Consider the following 19,141-nt stretch of genomic DNA (forward strand, 5'->3'; position numbering starts at 1 on the left):
ATGGTAATAAATTTAAAACGCCCAGTTACCTTTACGGAAGATAGGCTCATGTCTGCCATCAGCAGTAATACCGTCAATATCAAGCTCAGCTGATCCAATCATGAAGTCGTTGTGTGTGATACTAGCGTTTGCGCCGTTTTCAGCAAGTTCTTCTTTAGACATTGTTTTTCCGCCAACTAAGTTAAATGCATAAGCATTTCCGATTGCAAGGTGGCAAGATGCATTTTCGTCAAATAGTGTATTGTAGAATAAAACATTTGTGTTTGAAATTGGTGAGTCATGAGGCACTAAAGCTACTTCTCCTAAGAAGTGAGAACCTTCATCTGTTTCTACTAAATGTTTTAAAGCTTCTTCACCAGCTTCAGCTTTATAGTCTACGATACGCCCGTTTTCAAATGTTAACGTGAAATTATCGATAATATTACCTGCAAATACTAACGGTTTTGTACTAGAAACTTGGCCGTTTACACCTGTTTTAAGTGGCATTGTAAATACTTCTTCAGTTGGAATATTAGCCATAAATGGTACGTTCTTTTCATTTAAGCTACCAGCACCAGCCCATACATGTTTTTCTGGAAGTTCGATTGTTAAATCTGTTCCAGGACCTGTATAGTGAAGAGCTTTATAATGCTTTTCGTTTAAGTAATCTACTTTTGTATGTAATGTTTCATCATGTTCTTTCCATGCTTCTACAGGATTTTCTAAATCAGCACGAGTAGCTTTGAAAATAGCATCCCATAACTTTGCTTCTTGTTCTTCTGGCGCTACGTCAGGGAATACTTTCGCAGCCCATTCTTTCGTAGGAACAGAAATGACACACCAACTTACTTTATCGGCTTGTACGTAATCACGGTATACTTTCATCGCTTCTCCAGCTACTTTATGAGCTGTTGCAATACGCGATGCTTCTACACCTTTTAATAAATCAGGGTTTTCTGCATAGATAGACATAAATGCAGCGCCTTCTTTTGCTAATTCTTCACGAGCATGTGCTTTCCAAGATGGAAATTCAGCGAAAGCTTCTTCAGGAGCTAGATCGAACTTTAAGCGTGTTAACGTCTCATCATTCCAATCTACATATACGTGTTTTGCACCAGATTTATATGCTTTTTCTGTAACGAGGCGTACAAATTGTACAGCTTCAAGAGGTGCACTAATTGATAAAGTTTGTCCAGGTTGAATATTAACACCAACATTAACTGCAAGAGCAGCATATTTCTCTAACGTTTGTTCAAATGACATATGTATAATCTCCTTTAATTTGAAAGATTTCTTACTATATATAATACAAGAAAATTCTAAAAATATATATAAATATAAAGTAAAAAGAGAGCTCAAAATGTATTGAGCCCTTATATTTACTTAATTGAAGAAGCAAACTGCTCTACAGTCGTTGTATGGTGTATACGAACGCGCTTCATCTTTAACAATTCATCAGGTTCACCCTTCGTAATGAATTGCCCAGGCTTTGTCGTCGTCGCAAATTGATAATACTTCTTCGTTTCTGTAACAACCTTATCATCTACATGACCGAATGGATAAGCAATCGCGATAACAGGCTTACCTGTTATTTTTTCTAGTTTTTCTTTTGAACCTTTTAACTCTTCCTCATAGTTTGTAATTTTCGGTAAGTCTGCATGTGTTGCAGTATGAGATTGCACCGAGAAAATGCCGGAATCAACCATTTCTTTTATTTCAGAAGTAGACAATGCTCCTTCTACATCAACGTTATCAACAATCATATATTCTGTTGCAGCCGGTTTAAAAGTATCATCTTTTAGCTTTTGTAAAACGCGAAATGCATTCATATTATTTTTCATACCGTCATCAAATGTAACGAAAATCGGCTTATTTACTTTATTTATATCGCCCCAGCGTTCAAACGTTAAAAGCGTATAACCATTGTCTTTTAAATGTTTCATTTGTGCTTCAAAGTTAGCTGGTGATACGAATAAGTCTTTAATACCTTGACCATGATAATCATCGATTGCGTGATACATAAGAACAGGAACCTTTTGTTCGAAAGTAATAGTAGATTTCGTAAGCGGGATTGTTTTCCCATCTTCTTTCATTCCTGTTGCTTCAATTTGGAACTCACCGCGTTTTCCTTCAAATTCTTTTATGTCAAAAGGAATTGTAAATTGTTTCTCCTTTTCTTTAGAAGAAAAAGATTTAGCACGTTCCTTTCCATCAGCTGTGCGCCAAATTTTATATTGCACTTCATTTAAAGAATCTTTTAAGTCTGTAATATGAATACTTGTGTTTGTAGATTCGTGTGTGATGGGAGTATAAGAAATTTTACCTTGTTCTTGTAGAGTCTCTTTTTGTATAGCTACTTCTTGAACCTTTTTCTCTTTTTTAGGTTCTTGGCTTACATTGCTAGTATTGCAGCCTGCTAGAATGGCAGACGTACATAAAGCAATTGCTGCGTATTTTCTCATAAAAATCACCTTCTATTGTGTAGTATGTTGCATATTGACATTAAAATCCCCACCGCTATAAGAGTGGTGGGGATATACCCTTGTTCATCATATCATTTGAAGAAAATGAGGGGAATATGATTTTTAGGAGGCTATTAAGGTAATAGATTAGTGACTTTGAATAGATGTATTTTTTTGTTTCTTATTAGAATTAATAATAATATAACCGACTACAAAGATAAGAGGAATAATGAAGACATAGATAGGCATTCCCCATACATAATAGCTTTTCAGCGTTAAGACTAGTAAATGTAAGAAATCGAAAAGGGCGTGAATTTTCATAAGGTCCTCCAATGTTTTTTACAAATTATAACATTTAACGCTTATTATTTGTATAATTTGGAAAGTTATTTAAGCTAATTTTAAAGTAAGAAGAAGACATATTAATATGCAATTTTGCATAAGGATATGTATTTAATTAAAATATAAAGATTTTATACTATAATGAAAACCGCTATAAAACTAAGTAAGAATAATGTATGGAGTGGAGAATAGAAATGAAATATAAAAAAATAATATATATCTTTTTCATATCGCTATTTATAGTTGGTTGTCAAAGTGAAGTGAGTAAAGCGAATAGCGTGGAAGAGTATATTCCATCGCATCTTATGAATGCGGAAGTGACGGCGGATATTATGACACTAGAATTTCCTTATGAGATAAAAGAGAAATTAGAGAAAATCGGAAATAAAATGAGCAATAGTATTACAAATAATTTAGATTGGTATTTGAAGTATGCCGAAGAAGAAATTATACCGAAAAAAACGTTTCCTTATCATCAAAACTTAGGTATTACAAAAGAAGAATATGATTTTATGATAGATAAAATGAATAATGCAGAATATGTAAATACCAAAGACGGAAAACTCTTTTTTAAACAGAAAGATCATGAAATTCAAATTCTCTCTGATGAAAATTTGAAGCTAATTAAAAATATTCGAATTGATACAGAGAAGAATATAATTAAAACTCCTTTAGGAGAATGCGAATATGAAGGTGAAATAAAGGCGTCGGATGAACAAAAAGCTACTGGTCCATGGAGTGGGAAGATGTGGACTTTAAAAAGCGATGGATTACTTTATCATTTTTCATTAGGAAAGTTAAAAAACATAAACAAATCTATCATTTACATTTCAATAAAAGGTATATATAAAGATAGGATTATCAATACAGAAGAAGCAGTTGAATTTCACTCGATTTCATAAAGAATCAAAAAAATCACCTTACTTGTTAAAGTAAGGTGATTTTTTATTAAATAAACAATCCAGCGATTGTCGCAGATAAAATAGAAGCAAGTGTTGATGCAAATAGCATTTTCCAACCAAATTTAGAAACAACGCTTCCTTGTTTTTCAGAAAGGGCACGGATTGTACCAACGATTGCACCAATTTGGCTAATACTTGCGAAGCTAATTAAGAATACTGTAACGATTCCAACTGTACGTGGAGCTAATGTTGTAGCTGTGTCTTTTAAATCAAGGATTGCTACAAACTCATTTAAAACAATCTTCGTACCCATAATACCACCAGCTGGGATAATATCTTGAGTTGGAATACCCATTAAGAATGCGAATGGAGAAAGTACGTAACCGAATATTTGTTGTAAAGTAACAGCATGTCCCATTGCGCCTGAAGCTGCACTAATTACGTAGTTTACAACTTCCATCACACCGATAAAGGCGATCATTAATGCGGCAACGATACCAGCTACTTTTAAACCATCAAGCGCACCGTTAATCATTGCGCCGATAAAGCTGTCTCCGAATAGAGTTCTATCAAATTTCTGAATCACTTCATCTTCTTTCTTCGTATCAACTGGTGTTAATAACGAACAAACGATTAAGCTTGAGAATAAGTTTAGCGGAAGAGCTGCCAGTACGTATTTTGCATCTAACATCATTACGTATGATGCTGTAACAGAAGCAGAAACGGAGCTCATCGCAGAACAACAAATGATAAACATACGATTTTTATTGAAATGCTGTAAATCGTTTTTAATAACGATTAACGCTTCACTTGAACCGAAGAATACAGAGTTTACTGCGTGGAATGACTCAACACGTGGTAAACCAGTAATTTTTGAAATAGCACCGCCGACAACGCGAACGATGAATGGTAAAACACCTAAATAACTAAAGATTGAAAGTAGTGCTGAGAAAAATACGATAATTAATAATACGTTTAAGAAAAAGACAAAATCTCTGTGAATTCCATTAAAGAGAAAATCGACACCTGTCGTACCAAGTTTAATTAGTTTGTTGAAAACTTTACTAATGAAAATAATGATTTGTTGACCAATCTTTGTAGCAAACATAAACCAACCGATTAAAATTTGGAAACCAATCATAATTGCAATTGCACGGAAGTTGATTTTACTTTTGTTGTTTGACAAAGCAAAACATAAACCTAACACGGCAAGAATACCGATAATGCTCATTACATATTGCATGTAGTTGCCCCTTTCAGAAGTTCGTATAAAGTTTGTACATAAAACGCTCGTTATATTACTAAAAATAAAAGAACGAGGTTTTATGTCATACGTAAGATGTCTGACCTTTTAGAAAAATAAAAATAAAAAAAGACCCATATGGATTCACTTTCATCTATGAGAGAAAGCTAATCAATATGAGTCCTTTTTTGCGCATAGGCTAATATTCATTAGTTTTCCCCATAGTCCAGCAATTTAAGGTTGCCGGGTAGAAACTCTCGATCCATATTATCAAGTATATATGAGGTAACATCGTCCGTATTAAATTAGTAGTAGCGTAACATTAACAGAGAAGTATCGTCAATAGCTTTTTTTCTTCCAATAGAAAAAGACCATATAAGTATGATAAAATGTAACGCAGTGTTATGAAAAAGAGAGGTCGGAAAATGAGTACTAAAATGACGCCACCAGTTGAGAAAAACGAGTTTATAGATGTAGTATTTGAAGATTTAACACATGATGGTGCCGGTGTTGCGAAAGTAAAGGGCTATCCTATTTTCGTTAAAAACGGATTACCAGGTGAAGAAGCGCAAATTAAAATTATTAAAGTGAAGAAAAACTTCGCATTTGGTCGTTTAATGAAGCTTCATACAGAAAGTCCATATCGTAAAGATGCTGAATGCCCAGTATATAATCAGTGCGGCGGTTGTCAGCTTCAGCACTTATCATATGAGGGACAATTACAGGCGAAAGAAAAGCAAGTACGTGACGTTATGCAACGCATTGGAGGACTAGCTGATGTTCCTGTTCATCCTGTACTTGGCATGCAAAATCCGTGGGTATACCGTAATAAAGCACAAGTACCAATCGGAGAACGTGAAGGCGGACTTGTAGCTGGTTTTTATCGCCAAGGAACGCATGACATCATTAATATGGAATCATGCTTAATTCAGGCAGAAGAAAACGATACATTAATCCAAGAAGTAAAACGTATTTGTGAAAAGCACGGTATCACTGCGTACAACGAAGAGCGTAACAAAGGAACACTTCGTCACGTAATGGCTCGTTACGGACAAGTAACAGGGGAAATTATGCTTGTCTTCATTACGCGTACAGCAGAATTGCCGAACAAAAAAGCAATCATTGAAGAAATTGCAGCGAAATTCCCAGAAGTAAAATCAATCGTTCAAAACGTAAATACGAAGCGTACAAACGTAATTTTCGGAGACAAAACGACAGTATTATACGGATCAGAATATATTTATGACTTTATCGGTGACATTAAATTTGCGATTTCAGCACGTTCATTCTATCAAGTAAACCCAGAGCAAACGAAAGTGCTTTACGATAAAACGTTAGAATACGCAAAATTAAATGGTAACGAAACAGTAATCGATGCCTATTGCGGAATCGGATCAATCTCGTTATTCCTAGCGCAAAAAGCGAAAAAAGTGTACGGCGTTGAAATCGTCCCAGAAGCAATCGAAGACGCAAACCGAAACGCAGCACTAAACAACATGACAAACGCTGAATTTGGCGTAGGAGAAGCAGAAGTAGTCATTCCAAAATGGTACAAAGAAGGCGTAATCGCCGACACAATGGTCGTAGACCCACCGCGTAAAGGCTGTGACGAAGCATTACTAAATACAATCATCGACATGAAGCCAAACCGCGTCGTATACGTATCGTGTAACCCAGCAACATTAGCACGTGATTTAAAAGTACTAGAAGAAGGCGGATATAAAACGCAGGAAGTACAGCCTGTTGATATGTTCCCGCATACGACGCATGTGGAGTGTGTGGCTTGGCTTAAGTTGGTATAATAGGAAAGCAGTTGATATAGGGGAAATCTATACCACCTGCTTTTTGGTTTACAAAAATACCATTCATAAGCGATTTTAGTTAAAATAAATATTGCTGATTTTCACAAATTATAAATTGAGATTTTGAAATTGTATTCATAGTGAGAGGATTTGAATTTGAAATGATAGATAATTTTTGGCGTGAATTACCACGACCATTTTTCGTACTTGCACCAATGGAAGATGTGACAGACGTTGTGTTCCGTCACGTAGTAAGTGAAGCTGGTCGCCCAGACGTATTCTTCACGGAGTTCACAAACTCGGATAGCTATTGTCATCCAGAGGGTATGAAAAGTGTACGTGGCCGTTTAATTTTTACAGAAGATGAACAACCAATCGTGGCGCATATTTGGGGAGATAATCCTGAATATTTCCGTCAAATGAGTATTGGTATGGCAGAGTTAGGATTTAAAGGCATCGATATTAATATGGGTTGCCCTGTACCAAACGTAGCATCAAGAGGAAAAGGTAGTGGCCTTATTCTACGTCCAGACGTTGCAGCAGAACTTATCCAAGCAGCAAAAGCGGGTGGACTACCTGTCAGCGTAAAAACAAGACTTGGCTTTAAAGAGTTAAGCGAATGGGAAGATTGGTTAACGCACATTTTCAAACAAGATATTGCAAACCTTTCTATTCACTTACGTACAAGAGAGGAAATGAGCCAAGTAGATGCGCATTGGGAACTAATTCCGGAAATAAAAAAATTACGTGACCGTATCGCACCAAATACGTTAATAACAATCAATGGAGACATCCTTGATCGTAAAATGGGGCTGGAACTTGCTGAAAAATACGGTATTGATGGCGTAATGATCGGACGAGGCATCTTCAAAAATCCATTTGCTTTTGAAAAAGAGCCAAGAGAGCATAGCAGTAAAGAGCACCTAGATCTTTTAAGACTACAACTTGATCTTCAAGATCAATATGCAGAAGTACTGCCACGCTCAATCACAGGGCTTCACCGCTTCTTCAAAATTTATGTAAAAGGCTTCCCTGGAGCTGCTGAATTGAGAAATCAATTGATGAGTACGAAATCGACTGATGAGGTGCGTGCTTTGTTGGATAAGTTTGAGGATAGTGTTGGTGTGGCTCAGGATAGTGAGACGGTTTAACTTTTAAGCAGTTAAATCATTTCATATGTAGTGCATGACATGAGTGAGTTGAAAATAAGTGCAGAGCTGGAAAAGAACAGTGTATTTGAGAAATCAAAACACTGTTTTTTTTCTTTTAGTTAATGTTAAGAGAGAAATCTTTTTATAGGCATATAAAAAACATGTAAGAGCGCTGTAGATACAATGATAGAGAAAAGTTCGGGTAAGACTATAAAACATATCTTTAAAATGTTAAAGTATTAATTTAGCGGACAATAACTAAAAGGTTAGATTAAACATGATAATTTAAAGTAGGTTATAGCATAAACTTTAACCGCTGAATAAATAATCAACATTTCAGGAGGAAACCCAATGGCAATGAGCAACAACGATATATTAAAAAGAGTACGATACGCTTTAGATATAAGAGATATAGATATGGTAGAAATCTTTAAACTAGGTGGCGTAGAAGTAACGAAAGAAGACGTAGTTGATATGCTTACCAAAATAAAGAGAGCTCCTCAGCATGAAGCTGAAAATGATGAGGTAGCTGAAGATGAGTACGTAAAAACATGCGATATGATGATGTTAGAGGCATTTTTAAATGGATTTATTACTTTAAAAAGAGGAAAGCAAGATCCGAAACCAGGGCAGCCTGCACCTGTACAGAGCAAGGAGAGTGCCAATAACCTTCTTCTAAAGAAAATGAAAATCGCACTATCTTTAACGAGTGAGGATGTACTTGATATATTAGATAGCGTAGGCGTTACGGTAACAAAAGGAGAGTTAGGCGCTCTATTAAGAAAGAAAGGCCATAAAAATTACAAAGAGTGCGGCGATAGATACGCAAGGAATTTCATTAAGGGATTAGGTGTAAAGTATAGAGGATAATAAGCTTGCTAAAGCAGTAAATGATATAATAGGTAGAGTAGGACGTTCGTATCCTACTCTTTTTTATTTGTAAAAATACTATGCTAGGTGATGAAATGGTACATACATATTTAGGTGAGACAATTAATTTTCATATAACTTATAAGAAGAAAAAGTCCGTGCGTCTTTTTGTGGATTCGTATGGAAATGTGGAAGTGCAAGCTCCGAAAGGAACACCTGTTGAATACTTAGTCCAGTTGCTAGAGGAGAAGTGGGATTGGATTCAGGCAACACGTAAGGAAATGCAGGAGAGAGCGCTTGGACCACAGGAAAAGGACTATGATCAAGGAGAGGGCTTTCTATATTTAGGAAGTACGTATCCGATACAGATTTCCCAAGATGCAAGCATTGAGCAAGACAATGCGATTTTTGAAGGGGATAAGTTACATATTTATGTGAAAGAGCTTAAGGATGAGAAAATACAACAAGCTTTAAAACGATTTTACTATAAGCAGTGTAAATCTTTAGTAGAGAAGAGTATTAAAGCGCATCAAAGTAATTTCAAAACAAAACCACGTTCTATTCGTATTACAGATAGTAGTCGTACTTGGGGTACTTGCGATTCGAATTTACAACTAACATTCAATTGGAAGCTAGCAATGGCACCACAGCGAGTAATTGACTATGTAGTCGTTCATGAAATGTGTCATATGGTTCATTTAAATCATGATCGCTCTTTTTGGCGTCTTGTCGGGAAGATAATGCCTGATTATAAAGAAATGGAGAATTGGTTAGCGTTATCTAGTTGGAAGATGACGGTTTAGGAAGGGATATCGATTTTTGTCTGTAAATCGATATTTCTTGTCGAATCGTTGATATATTGTGAGTTTTGATAGATATATTTTAAAAATCGTTGATATATTGTAAGTTATGATAGATATATTCGAAAAATCGTTGATATAATTTCATTTACTACAGGATTGTTCAACAAATCGAAAAGAAAAGAGGTCACAGCAGACATCTCCTCTTTTCGAGTATATAGATTATCGCCCAAACTTCACAATGAAAGTATCTGCTGTTTTCTCCATCTCATACCCAAGATACCCCTCCGAAAGCAAAGCCTGCTGTCCACTAGCATCACTCATTAGAATACTTTGAATATCCGTCCAATCGCTTTCTTTATCTCCGCGCAATTTCTTCATAAAAACATACCGCAGACTACCACCATACTTCTCCTTTAGCGCAGCAATCTCCATCCCTTGCGCAAACTTATCCTTCAAACTCGGGATGTTAAAAGGAGCAACGGTGCAGCATACATAATCATATTTGCTATCTTCTTTTTGTAATTCGTCCATGATGACGTTTGCTAATATTTTTTGCATCCCATTTCCTCGGCAGTTCGGATGAACGTTTGAGATTTCTTGATAGATGACGCGGTGTAGCTCACTTTCTGGCAAACCAATATCGAGCCCTAAATGTTCATCATCGATAGGAGGGACGAGTAGAGCGCGAAATGCGATGAGTTCGTTTTCGATAAAAGCACCAATCATCATGCCGTTTCCTTCTAGAATGTATTGAAATTCTTCTTGTGAGAGTGGTTGTAAACGACTTTTATCTTCTAGTGCTTCAACTACGATGTTTTGTAGTGATAAAATTTGTTTGATGTGCTCTAGTGATAGTAATGCAACGTGAAATGATTCGTTATTTTGTTTTAATGTTCCTTCGTATAGAACCGTCATATGATAGTCCTCCTTTAGCGTACAACGTCTTGAAAGACGGTTAGTTCTTGTAATGTATCTTCGTTTATTTCAATGCCGAGTCCCGGCTTTTCGTTTAAGCGAATGAATGGTACATCGTAATGTAAGTTTCCAATGTCTTTTGTGAATTTTAATGGTCCTGTTAGCTCTACGCTCGTAATGATTTTCTTTGAGAAGGCGACATGGAATCCTGCGGAAGAGGCAACAGATGATTCGACCATTGATCCTACTTGGCATTCAATGCCGGCCATTTCAGCTTGATGAGCGAGCTTTACAGCTGGATATATGCCGCCGCATTTCATTAGTTTTATATTTACTTTATCAGCAGCTTCTAATTTAATAATTTGGCGCATTTCACGAGAACTTTTTAATCCTTCATCAATCATAAGCGGGAGGTCTGTTTTAGAACGAATATGAGCCATGGCATCAATATCGTCCGCGATAACAGGTTGTTCAATCCAGTCAATGTTTAAATGTCCTAATGAACGTAGTGCTGTTAATGTGTTTGCGCTATTTTTCCAGCCTTGGTTTACATCAACGCGAATAGCGATGTCATTTCCTACACGTTCTCGTACAGCTTCAATACGTTTTACATCTTCTTTTACATTTGTACCAACTTTCATTTTGAAAGATTGGTAACCTTTTTGAATCATAGAAGCAGCTTCTTCAGCCATGTTTTCTGGATCGGCAATACTTAAAACGTGAGTGACAGGGAATTCTTCATGGTAGCGCCCGCCAATTAATTGATATACAGGTTGATTTAGTTTTTTGCCCATTATATCAAAACAAGCAATATCAATTGCGGCTTTCGCTGTTGGAACACCGTAAATTGTATTGTCCATCATGTCGTGTATTTTTTCGATATTCATTGGATTTTGCCCGATTAGAGCAGGGGTTAGCGTATGTTTTAAAGTATGGAAAGTACTTTCCCATGATTCACCTGTGACGTGATCATCAGCAACGCCTTCACCGTAACCGATAATACCTTCATCCGTTTCCATTTTGACGATAATAGAGGGCATATCAGAATAAGAGCCATAACTAATAACAAACGGATTGCGAAGCGGTAAACGAATTGCGTAAAGATGAATAGCTGTAATTTTCATTGAATAGAAACCCCTTCCTGTTTACAATAGTTTTATACATTTGATATAGTTGACGTTAAATAGTCGTTAATTAATGATAAGGAGTTAGAGAAAATGATGATAAAAATTGCAGTTGTCGGTTCAAAGGAGTTTATGGAGAACCTTTTTCCTATTGCTCAAAAATTAGAAGGAATAGAAATTGATCCATATATTTACCTTCATCCGGCGGAATCTTCTGAACTATTAAAGTGTTTAAAGCCTTGTGATGTCATCTTTTTCTCAGGTGCTTTACCTTATTATATGGCAAAAGAAATAAGAGAACAATTACGAATTCCAAGTACATACTTACAGCAAGACGAGACAACTGTCGCATCTTCAATTCTTTCTATCATGTATCATCAAAGTATTCAACCACATAACATTTCCATCGATTTAGTAGACCGCTCGTTTATTACAAATGTGTTCCATGATATCGGTATAAAAGAAAGCCCGCAAGTGTTGGATTATGAAAATATGCTGTGGAGTAAAGATGAGATAAATAGAGTTATCGATTTTCATGTAGCTAAATATCAATCTGGAGAGGCTCATTTAGCTTTAACTAGTATTCACGCTGTTTACGACGAGCTTCAAAAAATAGGTGTTCCTTCAGAGCGTATGATTGATCCAACACAATCCATTATACATGGGCTAAAAGATGCAAAAATAAAAGCTGAGTTAGCAAAAAGCTATTCAGCTACTGTTGGTGCTTGTATTATTTCTTCCTTAGAATTACGAACGAGTTTGCTTGAAAAACTAGATGTCATTTCAAAAGAACTACGTGGTTCATTTAAACAAGTGGATGAAATGACATGCATTTTGTATACAACTCGTGGTGATATCGAATCAATTATTAAAACAAATGCGATAGATAACTTGTTTGCGAGCGTAGAAGGAACGATAGCTATTGGATTTGGTTATGGGAAAACCGTGAAAGAAGCGGAGCAAAATGCAAAAATTGCTCAAAGTTTTGCAAAGAACAATCCAATAGATCGTTGTTTTTATATACTAACAAGTGATAAAGATTTGTTTGGTCCGTTCCCGAAAGAACAGAGAGTACAAAGTTTGAAAAATGATAATCCGGAACTAATGAAAATAGCGAAGGAAACAAAGCTTAGTCCGGCCAACTTGTCAAAAATCATTCAATTTAGTCAATCGCACCCGTCATTGAAGTTTACAGCAGCTGATCTTTCTGAGTACTTACAAGTGACTCGAAGATCGACAGAAAGGTTGTTAAAGAAATTAGTTGATTACGGGTATGCTCATATTTGCGGCGAGGAAATGCCCTATCAACAAGGGCGACCTCGCGCACTATATGAACTGAATTTACCGCTATTTTTAAGCTTCTAGTTGAGCTTTTTGTTTCTTTAGTAGTTCTGCTTTTTCAATGTCTGATAGTTTTACAATTGTGAAGTCTGTTATACCATAAATGATTGAGATAATAGGTACGATGAAATTCAAAATAGCATAAGGGGCATATTCAAATGCACCTACGCCAAGTGTAGCGAGAATAAATACACCGCACGTATTCCAAGGAACGAAGACAGAAGTTAATGTTCCGCCATCTTCTAATGCTCTGGATAAGTTTTTTGAATGTAGTCCTTTTTCTGTGTATGCATTTGCGTACATTCTTGAAGGGACAACAATTGAAATATATTGTTCAGAGCAAGTAAGGTTTGTTGCAAAACAAGATGCGATAGTAGAAGCGATAAGCCCTTTTGCTGATTTCGCTAACTTTAAAATCTGATTTACAATTGAGCGAAGAATACCTGTATGTTCTAATACTCCTCCGAAAGTCATAGCGACAATTGTCATAGAGACTGTATTCATCATCGAATCTAAGCCACCGCGGTTAAATAGTTCGTCTACTAGTTTGTTTCCAGTGTCTATAACAAATCCAGCTTGGAGTGCACCGACAGATGCTGATACAGAACCACCTTGAATAAAGACTTGTGATAAAAATCCTAAAATAATACCGACGAGAATCGCTGGTATGGCAGGGACTTTTTTAGCGACCAATACCATAACGACTACGGGTATAATGAGTAGGAAAGGTGAGATAACAAAGTTTTGTTGCAATACTTGTAACGTTTGATCGATGCTCTTCGCATCAATATTGTTAGCGCCGAAGCTTCTTCCTAAGAACGCGTAGACGATAAGAGTAATAATTAAACCTGGAACTGTAGTAAATAACATATGACGAATGTGTGCGAATAAATCTGTATTTGTTAATCCTGCGGCTAAGTTAGTTGTGTCTGAAAGCGGTGACATTTTATCGCCAAAATAAGAGCCTGAAATAATGGCACCAGCAACCATTGGAGCTGGAATTCCCATACTTAGGCCAATTCCCATTCCAGCAACACCAATTGTGCCCATTGTAGACCAAGAGCTACCAATTGCTAATGCTACGATAGAACAAATGACGGTAATGGAAACTAAAAATAGTGATGGAGTTAAAAGTTTTAAACCGTAATAAATCATCGTTGCGACGATTCCACCGCCAATCCAAGCACCAATTGTTAAGCCAACAAGAATAATAATGACGATAGCGGGTAATGCAAGACGAATCCCTTTATACATTGCTTCTTCAAGATCATTCCATTTGTAACCGTAACGCCAAGCGACAATAGAAGCAACGGTTGTACCAATAATAAGTGGAACGTGAGGGGTTTGTTTTAATACAACAATTGTAACCATCATAACTGCAACGGTAATGATAATAGGGATAATCGCTATTCCAAAAGGTATTTCTTTTTTCATAAAGTTCCTCCTTGTTACGTATGTTTGTTTGTATTTTTAGAATCGTCGTAAAATAGACGTTTATTAGGTTATGATAACTAAAAGTTTATGTAAGCGTCAACATAAAAAACAGAAAATAAGGAATGTTCTAGTTGTTTGTTTAGTTTGTAATATAAGTGCAGAGTAAGCTTTTTAAGTATTTAAAAATAAATAATTGACTTTTTTCTTAAAATTCAATATGTTCATAAAAACATCTGTTTTTCATAAGTATAATTAACCCGAATCGTTTGTAATGTGGGAAGGAGACTGGAACGTTGAAAACATTAGAACTACAAGAGCGCTTAACGGAGATTTTTCAGCATTTACACGAAAACCCTGAAGTAAGTTGGAAAGAATATGAAACGACAGCGTATATTACTGACTTTTTAAAAGAAGAAGGAATTTCATATAGAACATTTGATGATTGTCCAGGTGTAATTGCTGAGATTGGAGGCGGGAATCCAGTTATTGCGATTCGTGCTGATATGGATGCACTTTGGCAAGAAGTAAATGGAGAATTTAAAGCGAACCATTCATGTGGCCATGATGCTCATATGACCATTGTAATGGGACTTATTTTACAATTGAAAAATATGAGATGGAAAAGTGGTACGGTTAGATTTATTTTTCAGCCAGCAGAAGAGAAGGGGAATGGTGCTTTGAAGATGGTGGAGAAAGGTGCTGTAGATGATGCTGATTTCTTATTTGGCGTCCATCTAAGACCAATTGAAGAACTATCTTTGAAACAAGCAGCCCCATCTATTCGTCATGGAGCAGCAGGATTTTTAGAGGGTATGATTCATGGGGAGGATGCACACGGGGCAAGACCACATCAAGGTGTGAATGCAATTGATGTCATTTCCATGATTAATATCGGTTTGAAAAATATCTGGCTGCCACCGCAAAGTTCTTATTCGGTAAAAATGACGAGATGCCAAGCTGGTGGGGATAATTTAAATATTATTCCGGGAAATGGTCATTTCAGTTTAGATGTAAGAGCAGAGAGTAATATACTATTAGAAGAATTAAAGAAAAAGATTGAGCATGTAATAGAATCAGCTGCATCGATGGGATCAAAAACTTCATACGAATGGATGGATCTTGCACCAGGAGCAGAGGTTTCCGAAGAAGCAGAGCGCTTTATGCGTAAAGGTATTCTCGAAGTGTATGGGGAAGAGAGATGCACAGGGCCTCTCTATACGACAGGAAGCGATGATTTCCATTACTATACAGTGAAAAGACCACATTTAAAAGCTGTCATGCTTGGATTAGGAGCAGACCTACAACCTGGATTACACCATCCGTATATGAGGTTTGATCATAGTTGTATTATGGATGGGGTAGAAATATTGAAACAAACTGTATTGAAAGTGTTAGAAGACAGGGGCTAGAGAGCTCCTGTTTTTTTGTCGTGAATTGTCGGTAAATCGATATATTTGAAAAACCGTTGATATATTTTGAGTTATGATAGATATATTGAGAAAATCGTTGATATATTTGAAGTTACGATAGATATATTGAGAAAATCGTTGATATAATTTCACGTACCTATTAATTTGATGAAAAATGAGCCTCCAGTACATGGTGTATAATAATAAGTATCATTTTTTAATAGGAGAAAACGAATGAACGAACAATATTACGATGCAGTTTTACATATAAAAACAGTCGGTGAGCAAAAAGGGTTTAACAAGTCTATGCATTATCATCGCTATGAACCGACACCGTATAGCGGGTTAGATGAGTTATTGAATCAATATGAAATACGAAGTAGCGACCGAATTGTAGACTTTGGGTGCGGAAAAGGGCGATTAAACTTTTATATGCATCATAAATGTGGTGCTTCAGCAGTTGGAATTGAAATGAATGAAGAGTTTTATAAAGAAGCGATGGATAATCGAGATCGTTATGCACGAAAGGCACGAAACAGTAAGGGGAAAATTCAATTCCAATGTTGTTTAGCGCAGGAATATGAGATTGATCCACATGATAATAGGTTTTATTTCTTTAATCCGTTTTCTGTGCAAGTGTTTATGAATGTAGTAAATAACATTTTGCTTTCAGTAGAAGAAACGGGGAGAGAAGTAGATATTATTTTATATTATCCTTCTGAGGACTATATTTTCTTCTTAGAAAATCAGACTGCGTTTGAGCTGAAGAAAGAAGTTAGATTGTCAGGTGCTTATGAGAAGAATGGGAATGAGAGGTTTTTAGTTTATACATTAGGGTAATAAAAAAACAGGTGCCAAGGCACCTGTTTTTTTATTAGTTACGGATTAAGTAATCAAATGCACCTAAAGCTGCGTTTGCACCTGAACCCATAGAGATGATGATTTGTTTGTACGGATTATTTGTACAGTCACCTGCAGCAAACACTCCTGGTACGTTTGTAGCGCCGTGCTTGTCTGTTACGATTTCACCGCGAACGCGTTCAACTGTTTCGCCTAACCAGTCTGTGTTTGGCACAAGACCGATTTGTACGAATACACCTTGTAATTCAACGTGATGAACTTCTTCAGTTTCACGATCGATGTAAGAAATACCGTTTACTTTATCAGTACCAGTGATTTCTTTCGTTTGAACGTTTTTCAGAACAGTTACGTTTGGTAAGCTGTTAAGACGCTCTTGTAATACAGCATCAGCTTTTAATTCTGGCATGAATTCAAGAACAGTTACGTGCTTAACGATACCTGCTAAGTCGATAGCTGCTTCAATACCAGAGTTACCTCCGCCGATAACTGCTACGTCTTTTCCAGTGAATAATGGACCGTCACAGTGTGGGCAATATGCTACACCTTTATTTTTGAACTCAGCTTCACCTGGTACGCCAACATTACGCCAGCGAGCACCTGTAGAAACGATTACGCTCTTACTTTTCAGAATAGCGCCGTTTTCAAGTTCCACTTCAATAAGTTCTTTTTTCTCTAAACGTTTCGCACGTTGTAGATTCATTACATCGATGTCGTATTCTTTTACGTGCTCTTCAAGGCTTGCTACTAGCTTAGGACCTTCAGTCTTTTTCACGCTGATGAAGTTCTCAATGCCCATAGTATCCATTACTTGACCACCGAAGCGCTCAGCAACGATACCAGTGCGGATGCCTTTACGTGCTGCGTAAATTGCTGCACTTGCACCAGCAGGGCCGCCACCAACAACAAGAACATCGTATGGATCTTTATCAGAAAGCTCTGATGCATCTGGACCGTTACCCATTTTAGCTAAAATTTCTTCAAGTGTCATACGACCGCTTCCGAAAGATTCGCCGTTTAGGTAAACAGTTGGTACTGCCATGATGTCTTTGCTTTCTACTTCCTCTTTGAATGCAGCGCCATCAATCATAGTATGTGTAATACCAGGGTTAAGAACGCTCATTACGTTAAGAGCTTGTACAACATCAGGACAGTTATGACAACTTAGGCTGATATAAGATTCAAAATGATATTCGCCTTGAATGTTTTTAATTTGATCGATTAATTTTTGTTCAACTTTTGGAGCGCGTCCACTTACTTGTAGTAAAGCTAACACTAATGATGTAAATTCGTGTCCTAATGGAATACCAGCGAATACGACACCAGTGTCTTCACCAGGGCGGTTTACGCTAAAGCTTGGTGTTCTCTCTAATTCAACTTTTTCTACTGTAATCTTAGATGACATAGTAGCTAATTCGTCTACTAGAGCTAACATATCTTTAGATACGTTATCGTCTCCTGCGCTTACCTTAAGTAAAATATCGTTCTCCATTAATTGAAGGTATTGGGATAGTTGTGTTTTTATATCTGCATCTAGTATCATTTTGATCGAACTCCTTAGATTTTGCCTACAAGGTCAAGGCTTGGTTTAAGTGTTGCAGAACCCTCTTGCCATTTAGCTGGGCAAACTTCACCTGGGTTGTTACGTACGTATTGAGCAGCTTTAATTTTGTTAACAAGAATGCTTGCGTCACGGCCGATACCGTCAGCATTGATTTCCATAGATTGGATAACGCCGTCTGGATCGATGATGAATGTACCACGAGCAGCAAGACCTTCTTCTTCCATTAAAACGTTGAAGTTTGTAGTGATTGTGCGAGTTGGGTCACCAATCATGATGTACTCGATTTTGCCGATAGTTTCTGAGCTATCATGCCATGCTTTGTGAGTGAAGTGAGTGTCTGTAGATACAGAGTATACTTCAACGCCTAAGTCTTTTAGAGTTGCGTATTGGTTTTGTAAGTCTTCAAGTTCAGTTGGGCAAACGAATGTGAAGTCAGCTGGGTAGAAACAAACTACACTCCATTTTCCTTTTAAACTTTCGTCAGTAACTTGGATAAATTCTCCATTATGGTAAGCATTAGCTTTAAACGGTTTTACTTCTGTGCCGATTAATAACATGTTAAAATTCCTCCTAAATGTTGGTTTTGAGCATCAAAAAATAGTGTGCTCATAAAATATATTTTTTAATTAACTATAATAATTCTAATTCGATATTAATTATCATATAGAAGTGGTTATTTTGTCAAGAGAATAAACCAACTTTATACCAATTTAATTAATATTTATTCTCAATTAAGACTAACAGGGAATGGAAAGGTAATTTTAAGTCTATAAATTTTAGATGAGTAGTTGAAAGTTTAGTGTGTATGTTAGAGATAGTGTGTAAGTTTAATTTCTTAGGAAGGAGATATTTCTTAGAAGTTGTGGTTTTGAAAAGGAACTGCTTACTTCTATTTTACAAAGAATTTTGTGATAAATAAAATAAAATGAATCGGAAATTTTT

Annotated in this window: 17 protein-coding genes and 1 riboswitch; of the genes, 8 read left to right on the plus strand and 9 right to left on the minus strand. The window is 36.5% G+C overall.

Annotated elements, in window-relative coordinates:
* Positions 1-12: 12 nt before the first annotated feature.
* The 3 genes from NST90_RS01850 to NST90_RS01860 all read right to left on the minus strand — a co-directional run bounded on the left by NST90_RS01850 (position 13) and on the right by NST90_RS01860 (position 2,762).
* The gene (locus NST90_RS01850; RefSeq protein WP_000007349.1) at positions 13-1,242 is read right to left on the minus strand and encodes an aminopeptidase; all 1,230 of its coding nucleotides are present in this window, start codon (positions 1,240-1,242) and stop codon (positions 13-15) included.
* 116 nt (positions 1,243-1,358) lie between these two features.
* The gene (locus NST90_RS01855) at positions 1,359-2,441 is read right to left on the minus strand and encodes a polysaccharide deacetylase family protein (protein WP_001233735.1); all 1,083 of its coding nucleotides are present in this window, start codon (positions 2,439-2,441) and stop codon (positions 1,359-1,361) included.
* Between the two features lie 147 nt (positions 2,442-2,588).
* Positions 2,589-2,762 carry a hypothetical protein gene (locus NST90_RS01860; protein ID WP_000690673.1) on the minus strand — a complete coding sequence of 58 codons (174 nt, stop codon included), beginning with the start codon at positions 2,760-2,762 and terminating at the stop codon, positions 2,589-2,591.
* Between the two features lie 215 nt (positions 2,763-2,977).
* Between NST90_RS01860 and NST90_RS01865 the strand changes: the two genes are divergently transcribed.
* Positions 2,978-3,685, plus strand: a complete 708-nt coding sequence (locus NST90_RS01865; RefSeq protein ID WP_000875599.1) for a hypothetical protein — start codon at positions 2,978-2,980, stop codon at positions 3,683-3,685.
* A gap of 46 nt (positions 3,686-3,731) precedes the next feature.
* Here NST90_RS01865 and NST90_RS01870 read toward each other — a convergent pair whose 3' ends face one another.
* Positions 3,732-4,928 (minus strand): nucleoside transporter C-terminal domain-containing protein, encoded by a 1,197-nt coding sequence (locus NST90_RS01870; RefSeq protein WP_001200491.1) that lies wholly within the window; start codon positions 4,926-4,928, stop codon positions 3,732-3,734.
* A gap of 202 nt (positions 4,929-5,130) precedes the next feature.
* Positions 5,131-5,232: riboswitch (purine riboswitch) on the minus strand.
* A gap of 121 nt (positions 5,233-5,353) precedes the next feature.
* On the opposite strand from NST90_RS01870, the gene rlmD reads away from it, so the two are divergent.
* The 4 genes from rlmD (at position 5,354) to NST90_RS01890 (ending at position 9,554) form a co-directional block, all read left to right on the plus strand.
* Positions 5,354-6,730: a 23S rRNA (uracil(1939)-C(5))-methyltransferase RlmD gene (gene rlmD / locus NST90_RS01875; protein WP_000105017.1), complete on the plus strand. Its 1,377-nt coding sequence runs from the start codon at positions 5,354-5,356 to the stop codon at positions 6,728-6,730.
* A gap of 161 nt (positions 6,731-6,891) precedes the next feature.
* Entirely contained in the window at positions 6,892-7,881 is a 990-nt protein-coding gene (locus NST90_RS01880) for a tRNA-dihydrouridine synthase (protein ID WP_000566700.1), read from the plus strand.
* A gap of 351 nt (positions 7,882-8,232) precedes the next feature.
* On the plus strand, positions 8,233-8,751 hold the full coding sequence (locus NST90_RS01885; protein ID WP_025710048.1) for a DUF1456 family protein: 519 nt from the start codon (positions 8,233-8,235) through the stop codon (positions 8,749-8,751).
* A 95-nt stretch (positions 8,752-8,846) separates the two neighbouring features.
* Positions 8,847-9,554: a SprT family zinc-dependent metalloprotease gene (locus NST90_RS01890; protein WP_000233742.1), complete on the plus strand. Its 708-nt coding sequence runs from the start codon at positions 8,847-8,849 to the stop codon at positions 9,552-9,554.
* A 219-nt stretch (positions 9,555-9,773) separates the two neighbouring features.
* On the opposite strand, the gene NST90_RS01895 is transcribed toward NST90_RS01890, so the two are convergent.
* Entirely contained in the window at positions 9,774-10,469 is a 696-nt protein-coding gene (locus tag NST90_RS01895; protein WP_025710047.1) for a hypothetical protein, read from the minus strand.
* Between the two features lie 14 nt (positions 10,470-10,483).
* Positions 10,484-11,593 (minus strand): dipeptide epimerase, encoded by a 1,110-nt coding sequence (locus tag NST90_RS01900; protein WP_000704493.1) that lies wholly within the window; start codon positions 11,591-11,593, stop codon positions 10,484-10,486.
* 93 nt (positions 11,594-11,686) lie between these two features.
* On the opposite strand from NST90_RS01900, the gene NST90_RS01905 reads away from it, so the two are divergent.
* On the plus strand, positions 11,687-12,958 hold the full coding sequence (locus NST90_RS01905; RefSeq protein ID WP_000972811.1) for a hypothetical protein: 1,272 nt from the start codon (positions 11,687-11,689) through the stop codon (positions 12,956-12,958).
* On the opposite strand, the gene nhaC is transcribed toward NST90_RS01905, so the two are convergent.
* Positions 12,947-14,368, minus strand: a complete 1,422-nt coding sequence (nhaC, locus tag NST90_RS01910) for a Na+/H+ antiporter NhaC (protein WP_025710046.1) — start codon at positions 14,366-14,368, stop codon at positions 12,947-12,949. The two genes, NST90_RS01905 and nhaC, sit on opposite strands and share 12 nt — an antisense overlap.
* A 293-nt stretch (positions 14,369-14,661) precedes the next feature.
* On the opposite strand from nhaC, the gene NST90_RS01915 reads away from it, so the two are divergent.
* Positions 14,662-15,777 (plus strand): M20 peptidase aminoacylase family protein, encoded by a 1,116-nt coding sequence (locus NST90_RS01915; protein ID WP_000853516.1) that lies wholly within the window; start codon positions 14,662-14,664, stop codon positions 15,775-15,777.
* Between the two features lie 234 nt (positions 15,778-16,011).
* A complete protein-coding gene (locus NST90_RS01920) occupies positions 16,012-16,617 on the plus strand; it encodes a class I SAM-dependent methyltransferase (protein WP_001005627.1) in 606 nt (201 codons plus the stop codon).
* Between the two features lie 34 nt (positions 16,618-16,651).
* Here NST90_RS01920 and ahpF read toward each other — a convergent pair whose 3' ends face one another.
* Both ahpF and ahpC read right to left on the minus strand, forming a co-directional pair.
* Positions 16,652-18,178 (minus strand): alkyl hydroperoxide reductase subunit F, encoded by a 1,527-nt coding sequence (gene ahpF / locus NST90_RS01925; RefSeq protein ID WP_000599501.1) that lies wholly within the window; start codon positions 18,176-18,178, stop codon positions 16,652-16,654.
* A gap of 14 nt (positions 18,179-18,192) precedes the next feature.
* Positions 18,193-18,756, minus strand: coding sequence for an alkyl hydroperoxide reductase subunit C (gene ahpC, locus NST90_RS01930; RefSeq protein ID WP_000924420.1), 564 nt, complete (start codon positions 18,754-18,756; stop codon positions 18,193-18,195).
* Positions 18,757-19,141: the final 385 nt, after the last annotated feature.

It is taken from the genome of Bacillus sp. FSL E2-8900, from assembly GCF_037966225.1.
Lineage (GTDB): Bacteria > Bacillota > Bacilli > Bacillales > Bacillaceae_G > Bacillus_A > Bacillus_A cereus.

What these genes read in the sequence shown, in the direction of transcription:
- NST90_RS01850 (WP_000007349.1), bottom strand. Translation starts at nt 1,242, where the DNA reads ATGTCATTTGAACAAACGTTAGAGAAATATGCTGCTCTTGCAGTTAAT.
- NST90_RS01855 (WP_001233735.1), bottom strand. Translation starts at nt 2,441, where the DNA reads ATGAGAAAATACGCAGCAATTGCTTTATGTACGTCTGCCATTCTAGCA.
- NST90_RS01860 (WP_000690673.1), bottom strand. Translation starts at nt 2,762, where the DNA reads ATGAAAATTCACGCCCTTTTCGATTTCTTACATTTACTAGTCTTAACG.
- NST90_RS01865 (WP_000875599.1), top strand. Translation starts at nt 2,978, where the DNA reads ATGAAATATAAAAAAATAATATATATCTTTTTCATATCGCTATTTATA.
- NST90_RS01870 (WP_001200491.1), bottom strand. Translation starts at nt 4,928, where the DNA reads ATGCAATATGTAATGAGCATTATCGGTATTCTTGCCGTGTTAGGTTTA.
- rlmD (WP_000105017.1), top strand. Translation starts at nt 5,354, where the DNA reads ATGAGTACTAAAATGACGCCACCAGTTGAGAAAAACGAGTTTATAGAT.
- NST90_RS01880 (WP_000566700.1), top strand. Translation starts at nt 6,892, where the DNA reads ATGATAGATAATTTTTGGCGTGAATTACCACGACCATTTTTCGTACTT.
- NST90_RS01885 (WP_025710048.1), top strand. Translation starts at nt 8,233, where the DNA reads ATGGCAATGAGCAACAACGATATATTAAAAAGAGTACGATACGCTTTA.
- NST90_RS01890 (WP_000233742.1), top strand. Translation starts at nt 8,847, where the DNA reads ATGGTACATACATATTTAGGTGAGACAATTAATTTTCATATAACTTAT.
- NST90_RS01895 (WP_025710047.1), bottom strand. Translation starts at nt 10,469, where the DNA reads ATGACGGTTCTATACGAAGGAACATTAAAACAAAATAACGAATCATTT.
- NST90_RS01900 (WP_000704493.1), bottom strand. Translation starts at nt 11,593, where the DNA reads ATGAAAATTACAGCTATTCATCTTTACGCAATTCGTTTACCGCTTCGC.
- NST90_RS01905 (WP_000972811.1), top strand. Translation starts at nt 11,687, where the DNA reads ATGATGATAAAAATTGCAGTTGTCGGTTCAAAGGAGTTTATGGAGAAC.
- nhaC (WP_025710046.1), bottom strand. Translation starts at nt 14,368, where the DNA reads ATGAAAAAAGAAATACCTTTTGGAATAGCGATTATCCCTATTATCATT.
- NST90_RS01920 (WP_001005627.1), top strand. Translation starts at nt 16,012, where the DNA reads ATGAACGAACAATATTACGATGCAGTTTTACATATAAAAACAGTCGGT.
- ahpF (WP_000599501.1), bottom strand. Translation starts at nt 18,178, where the DNA reads ATGATACTAGATGCAGATATAAAAACACAACTATCCCAATACCTTCAA.
- ahpC (WP_000924420.1), bottom strand. Translation starts at nt 18,756, where the DNA reads ATGTTATTAATCGGCACAGAAGTAAAACCGTTTAAAGCTAATGCTTAC.